We start from the raw sequence: 12,808 nt of genomic DNA on the forward strand, positions 1-12,808 counted from the left end.
TCTCGGGTCTGGCTGATGCTCCTTCTCAAGAACGGCACGAATTGGTTACGAACCATCGCACTTTGATCGACTCGACCACACCAAGGAGTTTTGCTGACAATGAGTGATCTCTTCGTCGTCGCTGAGGCGCACCCATACTGGCCTTCGCCGATTTCGCGGCGAGACGACGATCCCTTCGTCCTCGTCATGGGAATCGACGACCCCAGCGCCTTGGCCGTCTGGGTGCGTGAGTATGACGTTGGCGGTGTGGTCATCGTGCACCGGGCGCAGGTCGATCGGCAGGCCCGCTTCATGGCGAACCTTGCTAGTGGGGCTGTGCCCGGCCTTTCCGTGACGACGGTGACGCACCGGGCTTCGGCCTTGGCAGCGGCCCTCGCCTGCAGGGCGGTCGCTCCCTGGCGTGATCCTTTGGCCTCGAAGGTCGAATGGCTCGAACGAATCTTAACGACGGCACGATCTGGGGTCGTGCTGTCGTCAGTGGCAGGTTTGCACGACCCGAATCCGGGAATCATGAGGCACTTGGCCTCGCTGCTGCCATGGGGCCCACCGTTCGTCGTCCAGTTCGCTCCGGAGGTCGAGTTCATCCGACTTCCTAACTCAGACTCGTTATTCGAAGGTGGAGCCGGGTCCTGGCATGTTACCGAGGGTGATGGTCTCCTGCCCGGTCCGCTCCAGTCGGCGTCGGTCGAGCGTCCTATCACTGACGTGCGGGCCGAGTACGGCGGCCACGGCCGGGAGTTTGCCCTCCTCGGATGGCCCTCCGACGACCGGGGGTACGCCGGTCGCTGCCCGGTGTGCGGGGTGCAATGCGTCTCGGTGGTGTGCCCCGTCTGTCATGTCCATGTTCTCGTGCAGGAGAGTGTCGCGTGAATCCCCGTCAACGTCGTGGTCTGATCTACTTGCTCATCGCAGTCGTTGTCGCTATTGCGACCTTCCTCACGGTGACCAGGTACGTGGCGTCGGTTAATAGTCAGGTCGGCTCGCGGGTGACCGTTTACCGGGCTAAAACGGCCATTTCGCCGTACACTCCTTTGTCGGATTCTGTGCTCGAACCGGTTGAGGTGCCGCGTCGGTGGACTTCGGATTCCTCGATGGTGAGTTTGTCGAGCCTCAGGGGACGTCGGATCGGCTTCCGTGTCGAGGCAGGCACCGTCATTACCCGAGACATGCTTATCGCGCCGTCGGACCTCAATCCGGACGAGCGGGAGATCGCCATTAACGTCAACTCGGTCACAGGGGTCGCCGGGCGCGTCAAGCCGGGTGACCGGGTCGACATTTATGCGGTCTTCGCTGATGTGCCTGGTCTACCTAAGTCAGTGCGGGTTCTCACCCGCAACACTCGAGTCGTCTCGATCGCTGGTAAGATGAATATTTCCGGGCAGTCTGGCAATGGGGTTACCGAGACTGAGGTCATCCCGGTTACTTTGGCCCTCACCCCGAATGACGCCACCGCAGTGACCTATGCTGCGGCCTTCGCCAAGGAGGTACGCCTGGTCGCCTTGCCGACCGATGCGGGCGCGAACCGCAATGGTGAGAAGAACGAGTACGATGCGTCAAGCCTGGGCGGCAGGGCTGTTCCGGAGGGCCAGCGATGAGTACCGTCATCATCTGTCACACCGATCAGAACGTCGTGGGTGACCTGCGAACCGTGCTGGATGAGGTTCCGGACCTCGTAATCAGCCATGTCGTCTCAACGACGATCGAGTTGCACAGGGCCGTCGCCAAAGGTGCCCCCGATCTCGTACTTATCGGTGACCAGACCGGGCCCGACTCGGTCGACGACGTGTGTCGATCGTTCCTCGCCGTCCATCCGGGAACGGCTGTCATCCAAGTGCTGACTCATCGGTCGCCGCAGGCGGCATTGCGGGCCATGGAGGCGGGTGCGCGCGGTGTCGTCAGCCAGCCCTTCGCCTTCGAGGATGTTTCCGAACGTATCGGCAGAGCTTTGGAGTACGCCGACACGATGCGGAAGGTCATCGCCGGCACCGTGGCGCAGCGACGACGCCGCGGCCGTCTGATCTGTGTGGCCGGTGCCAAGGGTGGCGTCGGCACGACGACTTTGGCTGTGCACATGGCTGCCGATTTCCTGCGGGTCCATCCGCAGTCTCGGGTTTGCGTCGTCGACGCCGACGTCGAGAAGGGGGATGTCGCTGCGGTGCTCGACATCCGCCAGTCGGTCTCCATTGCTGACATTGCCAAGGTCTATTCGGACTTGTCGGCGAACACCGTGGGGGATGCTGTCATCCAGCACGAGAGCGGTATCCACGTCATGCTGGCCCCAGTCGACGTGCGTGAGTCGGACTACATCACCCCGGAGGCGATCCACGCCATTCTTGACCTGCTGCGCATGGAATTCCCGCTCGTCATCGTTGACGCCGGTGGACACGTTTCGCCCGGTCAGGCGGCTGTCGCACAGATGGCCGACGAGATGGTCGTCGTGATAAGCCCCGACGCCCTGGTCATGCGAGCCTTCCGCAAGCGGGCTGCGGCCTGGGAGTCCTTGGGAGTGCGTGACGAGGCGGAGCTCAAGGTCGTCGTCAACAAGGTTGACAAAAGGTCGATCTTCCCAGCTTCCGCGGTAGCCAAGCTCACAGTGGCCAAGGTGGTCGACGTCATGCTGCCGTTCATGCCGCGGGCCCTTGAGGTGGCGTCCAACGATCGTGACCCGCGGGCCCTTACCGAGGTGTCGTGGTGGCGTCTCATCTCGGATCTGCGCCACGAGGTTGGCGCCGACATCGAACCGATGGAATCGGTAACGGTCACTGCCGAACCAGTATGGCGCCGACGAATCCTTCCCGACTTCGGTCGATCCCCGGACGAGACGCATCGACCGGCCAGAAGAACAGCCGATGAGGACAGGGGTGTCAGGTGATGACGTTGCTGAGAGACCTCGGACGGCGATTCCGGGACAGAGGGGCGCGGTCGCTCTGGAAGACCTCGGCATGCTGCCGATCGTGCTGGTGGTGGTGTTAGCTGGATGGCAGATCCTGGTTGTGGGCGTGTCTGACGTCATGCTCGGCCGTGCGGCTTCGGCGGCGTCACGGGAATATGCAGTGACCGGGTCTTTGGCCATGGCAACCGACACGGCCCGCGCGGGCGTCCCGGCCCCGTTCAACGACGTCACCGTGAGTGGTGACAGCACCATAAACGTCAAGCTGCGGGTGCCTGGTTCCCTCACCGGTGTGTGGGGCGTCATGGATGTGGTGGAAATGTCGAAGAATGTCGTGGAGGAGCCTCGATGAGCGTGTACGAGTCGACATCGCGTCCGAAATTCCGTGACGACCGTGGAGGGGCAGCAATTGAGTGCGTCGGGCTACTCCCGCTGTTCCTGGTGGCGGCGATCGCCACCCTGCAGATTGGATTGGCCGGATGGGCCTCGATCGAGACCGAGCATGCCGCCCGCGATGCCGCCCGTGCCGCATCCCTCGGCGAGGATGCGCAGTCGGCGGCGGAGGCGTCTCTGACGGGGGTTCTGCACGTGCAGTCGATGTCGGTTGCGGGAGGAGACAGTTGTCGCGTCAGCCTGACGGTCAAGGTGCCCTCCCTCATCGGCTTCCGGGTAGGCACCGTAACCCGCGTTGCAGAGATGCCGAGGCTGCACGCATGAGATCGTACGCAGCGTTCGAGGATTCTCGACCCAGCAACACCCAGGCCGACGATCATCGTGAGTCGCTCGTGTCGGTCTTTCGTCGTCTCCTTCTCGAAGAGGTCGACCTGGGAGAGCTGTCCAAGCTTGACACCGCCCAGCGTAGGGTGCGTCTGGAGCGGGTTATCGCTCACCTGGTCTCCCGCGAGGGAGTTATTTTGTCGACCTCCCAGCGCAACCAATTGGTGCGTCGGGTCGTCGACGAGGCCGTCGGTCTGGGTGTGCTCGAACCGATCCTCTCGGACCCGAGCGTCAGCGAGATCATGATCAACGGCCACCAGACCATCTACGTTGAGCGTGCCGGTCGCCTGGAACTGTGGCCAACGGCCTTCAGCTCCGAGGAACAGCTCATGCAGGCGATCGACCGGATAGTCTCGACCGTCAACCGACGTGTCGACGAGTCCAGCCCGATGGTTGACGCGCGGCTGCCACCGGATTCGCGCATGCCCCGAGGCGCTCGGGTCAACGTCGTCCTGCCCCCGCTGGCCCTCAACGGTCCGACGGTGACGATCCGGTTGTTCCCTCAGGCCCTCAGCCTTGAGGCGATGGTCGAACGCAAGTCGCTTGACATGGCTATGGCACGGCTCCTGCAGTCCTTTGTGCAGGCTCGTCTCAACATTATCGTCTCGGGAGGCACCGGTTCGGGTAAGACGACCTTGCTTAACGCCTTGTCGACTTTCATGACCCGGCGGAACGCATCGTCACTATCGAGGACGCTGCCGAACTCACTCTTGATCAGCCCCACACCATTCGGCTTGAGACCCGCCCGGCCAACGTCGAGGGTGGCGGGCAGGTGATGATCCGCGACCTGGTGCGCAACTCGCTGCGTATGAGGCCCGACCGCATCATCGTCGGTGAGTGCCGTGGCGGTGAGGCGCTCGACATGCTTCAGGCGATGAATACCGGCCATGAGGGGTCGCTGACGACGGTGCACGCCAACTCACCCGAGGACGCTCTCGTGCGGCTTGAGACCTTGGCCTCCATGAGCGATGTCGATATGCCTTTCCAAGCGTTCCATGATCAGGTCAACTCGGCCGTCGACATTATCGTCCAGCTCCAGCGCACCAGCTACGGAGCTCGCCGGGTGACCACCGTCTCGTACGTGACTAGTCGGCGGCAGGAGCCTTTCCGCATGGAACCGATCATGGAATGGGTCCATGTGCCACAAAATCCGCGCGAGGGCTCATTCCGCACTTGTGGCCTGCCCGGCCCCCTGCGCGAGCGGTTGGCGGCCAGCGGTGTCTCCGTGGATCACGAGGAGGTCGCATGACCTACTTCTGGCTCATGCTTGCCGAGGGTTTACTCATGGCTGGGCTTGTTATCTTGGCTATACGCGAGTTCGCATGGGTGGTCGCACAGCGACGTCGGGCAGTCAGCGACGCTACGCCGAGTATCTTGCACTCCAAGACGCTCCTTGGTGAGATCAATACCAGGTTTGTGCGCACCCGTCCGGGGCGGTGGCTGGCCCGGGAATTGGAGTTGGGCGGTATCACTCAGCCGCCGGCAGTGGTGGCTGCAGTGACCATTCTCGTATCCATCTTGGTGGCTGTGGTTTTCTACAATATGCTCGCCCCAGCCTTGGCCGTGGTCGGTGTCCTGCTCGGCCTGGCAGGCCTGTGGGAGTCTGTACGCCGGTCTCAGCAGCGTCGCACGGCTAAATTTGTTAATCAGCTTCCCGAATTGGCCCGATTGTTGGCCAATGCCAGCCACGCGGGGCTGTCGCTGCCCACCGCGATCGCCATGGTTTCCGATGAACTCGGTGAGCCGGCCCGCTCGGAGTTCGCACAGGTCGAGAACCGGTTACGTTTCGGCGCGTCATTGCAAACGGCCCTCGACGAGTTGGCGTCTCACGTACGATCTCGTGAAGTGACGGTGCTCATGTCGACTCTCATCGTTTCGGCGCGCAGTGGCGGCTCGTTGGTTACAGCATTGCGCGGCATCGCCGACTCCCTTGAGGAGCGTAAGGAGACCCGCCGTGAGGTGACGACTATCCTTTCCCAGTCGTTGGCGACGGCTTACCTTATTATCATCATCGGCTTGGGCCTGCTCGTCGCCCTCAACATGTTCGAACCTGGAACGGTGGAGTTGATGACCCATTCCCTCGTTGGTCGCATTTGTCTCATCGCTGGACTGTCGCTCTTTGCGGTGGGATTCGTTGTAATCCGTCAGATGACGAAGGTGAAGCTGTGAGTTCCCTCCTTATCGGCCTCATCCCGGGGGTGGTCGCCCTCGGTGCTGTTCTCCTGATCGTCCGAGGCATCTATTTGGCCGCATCCGACCCATCGGAGGCGCTCGACTTGGACGAGGTGGCACTGCTCAAGAAAGCTGAGCGGGACCGCCATGCTGGCCCGCTCGAGTCACTGGCAATGAGATTTCTGCCAGTGGTTCGCGGCGCGTTGCCTACTCGTGCTGTCTCGTGGATCCAAAAGCAGGTCAACGCTGCTGGTCGCCCCGACGGTATGACTGTCGATACTGTACTCGCCGACATGCTCAAGTGGGCGGTTATTGTTGTGCCGTTGGCGGTCTTCGTGTTGGTGCAGGGGATGGCATTCATCGCTCTGCTTGCGCTCTTCATCCCGCCCGTCATCTCGCTGGGCAAGCTCACTGGCGACGTCAAGAGGCGTAAGGAGCAGATTGACCAGGATCTGCCCAGTTTCATGGACGTGCTGGCTGTGACGGTCACCGCCGGTATCGGTTTCCGGCGTGCTTTGCGTACCGTCTCCGAGCGGTACGGTGGGCCCCTCGCCGACGAGATCCAGCTCACTTTGCAGCACGTCGACAACGGGGCGAGTATGCGCCAGGCTTTTACTGCCCTGCGTGACCGGACTGGTTCGGCTGCCGTTGATGAGTTCGTCTCGGCGTACGTGCAGTCCGAGGAGCTCGGCGCGCCCCTTGTTGACACCCTCAACCACATCGCCGCCGACATGCGCCGCTCGTCGGCCCAGGCAGCGCTCCAGCGGGCCTCGAGAATCGAGCCGCGTGTTTCTCTCGTGACGACGACGGTCATGGTGCCCGGCATACTCGTGTTACTCATTGGCGGCCTACTTATTGGGACGGGCATGCTCCACCAGATCTCGGGGATGTTCAAGTGAGTGCCCCGTCACGGCCCGTTTTGGGCTGGTCCCAACTTGTCCAACTCACCCGAGCGGCCTTGGCACTTCGCCTCCTGGCGGTCTTCGTCGGTTTGCTGAGCCCGGCCGACCGGCTCATGACGCCGGTGCAGATCATCGTCATCGTGGCGATGTCGACCGTCGAGCTGAGATTCACTGAGTTTCTGGCGCTGCTCGAAGCACACCCCATGCTGGCACTCGTCGACCTGGCCATCGTCGTCGGCTTTGTCGCCGTGGCCGGGGCAACGTCGGCCCTGCAGCTAACGGTGCTGACGACCGCTTTCCTTGTCGGCCTGTGGGTCGATCGGCTTGGCGGAGCTATCGCGATGCTCATGCTCGTTGCGTTGTGGGTTTTGGCACTGGTCATGCGCAAGGCGTCCGACGATGAGGTGCTCAGCCACAAGATCCTGCGTGCCAGCCTTATCGCGACCACTGCTGCTGAGGAACGAGCCAAGCTGGCCACCGAGCTTCATGACAAACTGGCCAAGACGATCCAGAGTGTCGCGCTGATGACCTCGGTCATTCCGGCGGCGGTGGAGACCGATCCGGCACGGGCGATCACCGCGGCGCGTCAGGCCCACCAGATGAGCGCCCGCGCCGTCACCGAGTTACGAGGGGTGATGTCTGGATTACGTAGCAACGGCACTGATCTCGTCTTCGGCGAAGCGGTCATCGGCCTAGTGAGCACATGGCAGAGTGCCGAGGGCCGGCACGTCCAGCTCACTGTCGACGAGGACATGGTGCTCAAGAGACCTGATGTCCAGTTCGAGGTGTTGGCCGCCCTCAGCGAGTCACTCGACAACATTGCCCAGCACGCCGGACACTGCGATGTCGACGTCATTGTCAGCAAGGAGGGATCCATCCTCACCGTCGTCGTCCGCGATACCGGCAAGGGGTTCTCCGAGTCGGAATTGCGGGCTTGCCAGCGAGTCGGTCATCAAGGGGTGCTTGACGTGCAGCGTCGTCTGGTGCGGATCGGTGGCCTTGCTGATGTCTCTAGTGAGGTAGGCCGGGGCACGACGGTGACGATGGTGGTGCATGACGAGCCGTTGGAGGAACGTGAGTGAAAACGAGGCGATCACGGTGCTCGTGGTCGACGATTCCGCTGTCATGCGTCTGGGGTTGCGGACCCTGCTCGAGCAGGACGACGACATCGAGGTGGTGGGCGAAGCCGAAAACGGTGACACCGCGGTGCGCTGCGCCACCGAGCTTCAACCCGATGTCATTCTGCTCGACATTCGGATGCCTAGGCGGGATGGACTGTCAGTGTTGTCTCAGCTCGCGGCGGGGTCAACGGTCATCATGACTACCTTCACCGACGACGCTGGAGCGATCCGACGGGCCATGGACGAGGGAGCTGCGGGATACCTCGTGCACGGTACTTTCGATGCCCATGCGTTGGGCCACATGATCCGTAGTGCGAAGGCCGGCGTCATGCCCGTGGCACCCATGGTCATGTCGGCCTTGGCCGGCCGGGGCCACGGGACGCAGATCGGTCGGTTCCCGGGGATTCGTCGAAATATGGGTCTCAGCGATCGTCAGGCCGAGGTGATGGATCTCATCGCTGCGGGCCAGTCGAACAAGGAGATCAGCAAGACGCTCTTTCTAGCCGAGAAGACGGTCAAGAACCACATCAACCAAATCTTCGCCACACTCGGGGTGACGACGAGGGCTCAGGCCATCGTCCTGTGGCTCCAGGGCTCGGGTCCGGACGGGCCCGAATGAGGGTTGGGTTCGGCCTGGGTCCACAATTGGGCCTGCGGACCCTATGACGGATTGCTTCGGTTCCGTAATGTCGTACATGTCAAGTGAGGGGGCGGAAATCGCCCGGTTGCCTTCGTTGGGATATCACGGATGCACATTCGAACCACGAGGAGAGGAATTCGCCATGAACGATCTGGTTCTTGCTACTACTGTCCACACGCAGCTCGCCATCAAGTCGATGGTTGAGAGGCTTCGTCAGAATGAGCGTGGTGCCAGCGCCCTTGAATACGTCGGCATGCTGATTATCGGTGCAGTTTTCGTTTCTGCTATCTATGGGGTAATCAAGCCTGAAAAAATTAAGAGCTGGGTTGATAAGGCGACCAGTGTCATGGATCGTTTGAATGTCGGTGGGTGAAGTTGTTGCCTATGTAGGAGGAAGCAGTCCATTGGGTTGAGTTCTCTGTTTGCGGCTACGCGGTGGGGTCGATTTCCCCATCGCGCTGAGTTGTGTCGAATATTCTAAGTATATGCGCGTGTTGCCTCGGGGTTGGGATTCGTTGGAGAGACAGCGTGGATTGGGAATGAGGAAATCAATGTCACGCAAACGTGGTGAGCAAGGACAGGTAAGTACTGCTATCCTTATGTCATTCACCTTCGTCCTGCTGACGATAGCAATGATGGCAATTCCAAATTTTACTAGGGCTGGAACTGAGCGTACTGGGCTTGACAGTGCTGCTGATGCTGCTGCCTTGGCGGGGGCGCAGCAAGTCCAGGAAATGCTTCCGCAAATAGTCGAGGCCTATGCTCGCTCGGGTGGGGAAAGCCCGGCGGTTGGGTCGATTGGGGCAGAGTCCGCCATCTCCTTTGCAGAGCGAAATGGGTCGCATGTTGTCACGTATCAGTACACACCCGTGGACGGGTTGGTGAGCGTGACAGTGAGAAGCAATAAAGTGCAAGAGAATGGCATGCAGAATACGGGCCATGCGGTGGCGGACTCAGGATTTGCTTTTGGGGGCAGGTGCGTACTCGATGTGCCGACGCCGACACCGATGTCTGGTCCGGTTGTGAGTACTACGTCGACTCCTGGTGGTGCTGGCGAACCGGCTCTAGCGCCTATTGAGCAGACTTCTGGTCACATGCGGTGCGGTGACAAAGTTATCGACGTGGATATTGATGAGCATGGTGGGGTTGCGGCTAGGGTTTCTCTGCGTGGGATTCGAGGTTTTCTTCTTGGGGGTCGTAAAGCGTCGTTGGTGCGGTGATGTGTTCGTGGTCCGGTAGGGCTTTGGTTGTGTATGGGCTTGGGTAGGTGTTGTGGGAATGTGGAATTGGAAGATGAGGGTAGCAGGTTTTGTTGGTGGGCTTGCTGTGGTCTTTGGGTTTGTGGCGTTGCCGGCGCGGTCTGATGAGAGTGTCAGTGCGCCGGTGCCTCTGGTTGATGCGGTTGCGGTGAGCCAGGATGACCACGCGAAACGGCAGGAGGAGAACCCGGGGTCGGTGATTTTGGCGTTGCATGCTGTGCGGCGTCTTCCGTATGCCACGGTGGTGTATTACTCGGTGTCGGTGGATGCTTCGGTGTCTGGTCCGCTTGAGGACTACGGGTACCTCGTCGGTACAGGAGGGGGTGCCCAGGCGCACTACAGCGGCGACCTTGTTGCCGATGGGGCCATCATTGATGTGCGCAACCGGCGGCTGTATAGCACGATCGCCGACCTCCGTGGTTGCAAGATGTGTGGCGACGACTGGTGGGAGGGTGCGCCGGTGTGGGGAACGGCTCCTGGGCATTCTACGCTTGGTTGGTTTAGTACTCCGCCGTTGCCTGCTGATGTGCAGCGGGTTGATGTGACGGTGGGTAACCGTATCTTTCATGATGTGCCGGTGGGTGATGGGTTGTTGGGTCCCACTATTGATAAGGAGACGGCGAGGGGTCGTTGGAGTGAGGGTATGCCGTTGGGTGTGGCTTAGCCGGCACTGGATCCGAAGGATTTGGCTGGTGTTGATGTGTCGAAGTTTGTGCACGCGTTGGTGACTACGACTGGTGATGTTTCTGATGCTAGTCGTGAGCGGGTGACTAAGGGGTCTATGAAGATTGATCTGGATGCCAGTGTGCTTTTTGATTTGGATTCTGATGTGGTTAAGCCGGCTGGTCGTCAGATTATTGATCGGATGGTTAAGCAGTTTGTTGCTCGTAAGGTGTCGGGGAAGATTGGGGTGACTGGCTATACAGATAATAGTGGTTCTGTTGCTCATAATTTGGATCTTTCGCGTCGGCGGGCTGTGTCGGTGGCCAGGCTTCTTGGATTGCAGCTATCGAAGGGGGTCACGTTGGTTACGGCGGGTAAGGGGGAGGCTGATCCGGTGGCTAGTAATGATTCTGAGGCTGGGCGTCGTTTGAATCGTCGGGTCACGATCACTGTCAAGGAGGGGTGATGAAAGGTCGTCCGGTTTTCGTTGGCTGTGTGGCTGTGTTGGTTCTGACGGCTTGTGGTAGCACTGGTATGTCTGCTGGGTCGCCCCATGCTGTTACTTCTTCGGGTGTGTCTGTGGCGGGTATATCGGCGTCGCCGAGTGCGTCGGTTAGTGTGATGGGTTCGGCGCGGGCTGTGGTTGTGGAGTCGGCGGCGGGTCGGGTGATTCGGGATAAGGTGAAGGAGGATGGTGGTCCGATTCCCAAAGAGGTTGCCGCGATTCGTTTTCGTCCTAATCGTTATACCCAGGAAGCGATTTTGCATGTGTCATCGGTGCGTACTGGGCCGACTGGAACTGTCCTGACCTTTTGGGTGACTTCACAGGCGCTGAGTCATGTGATGGCGGCTGCTGCTCCCGAGGACTACCCGTCTCTTATCGACACTGCTGGAGGAGTCAAATATTCAGTCGACAGTTTCCACGGCTCTCATAGCATGACGTTCGTAGTTGGTAGTGAGGAACCGGAGATTGACGCCAAGAGTGTGTATGTGATGCAGGCGTCGTATCCGCCTTTGCCGGAATCGGTGACGAAGGTGAAGATCGCGGTGGGGTCGGCTAAGACGTCTCCTGATATTCCGGTGACTCGCTGAGGGAACGATGTTGAGGCCTGGGTCCAAACTAGGCCTAGATTAGAGTCACGGGCCCAGGCGTGCCGGACAGTTTCGCCGCTATGATCATCGCGGCATTGTGGAGACTATCGAGATGAGACCCATGTAGGCCAAGTTTTTCGAGAACGCTACGACCCACCGCGTTTTGTTGAAGCGGTGGCTGCCGGCTGTAAGTGAGTGAGGGATGATGGTCAACAACTATGGCGTGTCGCGTAGGGCGTTGCTCGGTGTGGGCGGATTGATGCTTGGCGTCGGGCTCGTGGGTTGCTCCGATTCGGAAGGGGAGGTGGATTCGAGCTGGGAGTCGGTGACTGTTGGTCGTATCACGGTGAGCCACCCCAAGGAGTGGGTGGAGAAGCCACCGGAGAATGAAAATTTCACCAAGAATTTCGCTGACGGCCCCCATGGCATGCAGATTGCGGGTCATTACAGCGCCGACACCGAACCTACGTTGGCATGGTCCGTGCTTAAGTTCATGATCTCCGGGACGTTCGAGGGCTACCACGCTAAGGGGTACCAGGAGATCACCATCAAGGGCGCTGCTAAGGCGATCAAGTGCCCGTTTGACTTCACTGATAAGGGGAAGTCTGCGCGTGGGTATTGGCTTGTTGCTTCGGGCGTGTTGCCCACCGAGGGTACCGCGATCGTGCTTCTCCGTCTTCCCGGCGACGACACGAATCTGGTTGACAAAGTATTGCTTCGATGTCGTTTAAGGCGTGATCTCGTGTCCTGTTTGAGGTGGTGGAGATGGCGGTGAGAGGTACGAGGCGAGATACTCGGTCAGCATGGGCGGACCCTACTTTGACGTCGCCGGCACCGAGACAACGGTCTTGGATGTTTGACGTTGTTTTGGGGGTATTGCTCACTATCGTTGCAGCAGGTATCGCTGATGTCGTCGTCGTGTGGTCGAGTGCTCTCGTTTATGACACGCGGCTGGGGGCGGTGCTTCTGGGGGTCCTGGGTGCGTTGGTGCTTTCGCATGTATGGGCATCGCGCCGGGCGTTGGCGACGGTGTGGTGGTCGTGTGGCTTGGTCCTGCTGTGTGTGGTGGGGATGGCCGTGTATGCGTGGGTGCGTGTGGACCTGAGTCCGGTGGATCCTGTGGTCGTAGGAGCGCTTGCTCCGATTCTTCCGGTTGCGGCCTGTGCCGCGTCGGTACGGGGTATTTGTGGCGGTTGTGTGCGCGGCTCGTAGCCGACCATCGCAGCTTGTGAACCGGGACTGGGCAGCTGTTTAGTGCGGTGGAGGAGTCTTCTGGTTCCGTCGTGTGATGT

At 60.4% G+C, this 12,808-nt stretch carries 11 protein-coding genes and 5 pseudogenes; all 16 read left to right on the plus strand.

Going from position 1 to position 12,808, the window contains the following annotated elements:
* The first annotated feature begins 99 nt into the window (after window positions 1-99).
* The 16 genes and pseudogenes from F1563_RS06450 to F1563_RS06535 all read left to right on the plus strand — a co-directional run bounded on the left by F1563_RS06450 (window position 100) and on the right by F1563_RS06535 (window position 12,748).
* Window positions 100-870 carry a hypothetical protein gene (locus F1563_RS06450; protein ID WP_002529067.1) on the plus strand — a complete coding sequence of 257 codons (771 nt, stop codon included), beginning with the start codon at window positions 100-102 and terminating at the stop codon, window positions 868-870.
* Window positions 867-1,595 carry a Flp pilus assembly protein CpaB gene (gene cpaB, locus F1563_RS06455; RefSeq protein WP_002529066.1) on the plus strand — a complete coding sequence of 243 codons (729 nt, stop codon included), beginning with the start codon at window positions 867-869 and terminating at the stop codon, window positions 1,593-1,595. The genes F1563_RS06450 and cpaB overlap by 4 nt, the downstream gene beginning before the upstream one ends.
* On the plus strand, window positions 1,592-2,872 hold the full coding sequence (locus F1563_RS06460) for a CpaE/TadZ family protein (RefSeq protein WP_002529065.1): 1,281 nt from the start codon (window positions 1,592-1,594) through the stop codon (window positions 2,870-2,872). Before cpaB ends, F1563_RS06460 begins: the two co-directional genes overlap by 4 nt.
* Window positions 2,862-3,242, plus strand: coding sequence for a hypothetical protein (locus tag F1563_RS06465; RefSeq protein ID WP_007433274.1), 381 nt, complete (start codon window positions 2,862-2,864; stop codon window positions 3,240-3,242). The genes F1563_RS06460 and F1563_RS06465 overlap by 11 nt, the downstream gene beginning before the upstream one ends.
* Complete coding sequence (locus tag F1563_RS06470) at window positions 3,239-3,607, plus strand: TadE/TadG family type IV pilus assembly protein (RefSeq protein ID WP_002529063.1); 369 nt, start codon at window positions 3,239-3,241, stop codon at window positions 3,605-3,607. Before F1563_RS06465 ends, F1563_RS06470 begins: the two co-directional genes overlap by 4 nt.
* Before the next feature lie 302 nt (window positions 3,608-3,909).
* Window positions 3,910-4,916: pseudogene (locus F1563_RS14155) on the plus strand (TadA family conjugal transfer-associated ATPase).
* Window positions 4,913-5,836: a type II secretion system F family protein gene (locus F1563_RS06485; protein ID WP_002529060.1), complete on the plus strand. Its 924-nt coding sequence runs from the start codon at window positions 4,913-4,915 to the stop codon at window positions 5,834-5,836. The pseudogene F1563_RS14155 and the gene F1563_RS06485 overlap by 4 nt, the downstream one beginning before the upstream one ends.
* Window positions 5,833-6,738 carry a type II secretion system F family protein gene (locus F1563_RS06490; protein ID WP_149302607.1) on the plus strand — a complete coding sequence of 302 codons (906 nt, stop codon included), beginning with the start codon at window positions 5,833-5,835 and terminating at the stop codon, window positions 6,736-6,738. The genes F1563_RS06485 and F1563_RS06490 overlap by 4 nt, the downstream gene beginning before the upstream one ends.
* On the plus strand, window positions 6,735-7,823 hold the full coding sequence (locus F1563_RS06495; RefSeq protein WP_227431991.1) for a sensor histidine kinase: 1,089 nt from the start codon (window positions 6,735-6,737) through the stop codon (window positions 7,821-7,823). Before F1563_RS06490 ends, F1563_RS06495 begins: the two co-directional genes overlap by 4 nt.
* The gene (locus F1563_RS06500; RefSeq protein WP_007433276.1) at window positions 7,816-8,481 is read left to right on the plus strand and encodes a response regulator transcription factor; all 666 of its coding nucleotides are present in this window, start codon (window positions 7,816-7,818) and stop codon (window positions 8,479-8,481) included. The genes F1563_RS06495 and F1563_RS06500 overlap by 8 nt, the downstream gene beginning before the upstream one ends.
* A 163-nt stretch (window positions 8,482-8,644) precedes the next feature.
* Window positions 8,645-8,875, plus strand: a complete 231-nt coding sequence (locus F1563_RS06505; RefSeq protein WP_007433277.1) for a hypothetical protein — start codon at window positions 8,645-8,647, stop codon at window positions 8,873-8,875.
* 178 nt (window positions 8,876-9,053) lie between these two features.
* Window positions 9,054-9,215: pseudogene (locus F1563_RS14615) on the plus strand (pilus assembly protein TadG-related protein); the annotation flags it as partial.
* Between the two features lie 565 nt (window positions 9,216-9,780).
* Window positions 9,781-10,890 (plus strand): annotated as a pseudogene (locus tag F1563_RS14165) (OmpA family protein).
* 155 nt (window positions 10,891-11,045) lie between these two features.
* Window positions 11,046-11,516, plus strand: a complete 471-nt coding sequence (locus F1563_RS06525; RefSeq protein ID WP_002529052.1) for a hypothetical protein — start codon at window positions 11,046-11,048, stop codon at window positions 11,514-11,516.
* A gap of 202 nt (window positions 11,517-11,718) precedes the next feature.
* Window positions 11,719-12,254, plus strand: a pseudogene (locus F1563_RS06530) (Tat pathway signal sequence).
* 27 nt (window positions 12,255-12,281) lie between these two features.
* A pseudogene (locus F1563_RS06535) lies at window positions 12,282-12,748 on the plus strand (hypothetical protein).
* The last annotated feature ends 60 nt before the right edge of the window (window positions 12,749-12,808 follow it).

The sequence above is a fragment of the Cutibacterium modestum genome, assembly GCF_008326345.1.
GTDB classification, from domain to species: Bacteria; Actinomycetota; Actinomycetes; order Propionibacteriales; family Propionibacteriaceae; genus Cutibacterium; species Cutibacterium modestum.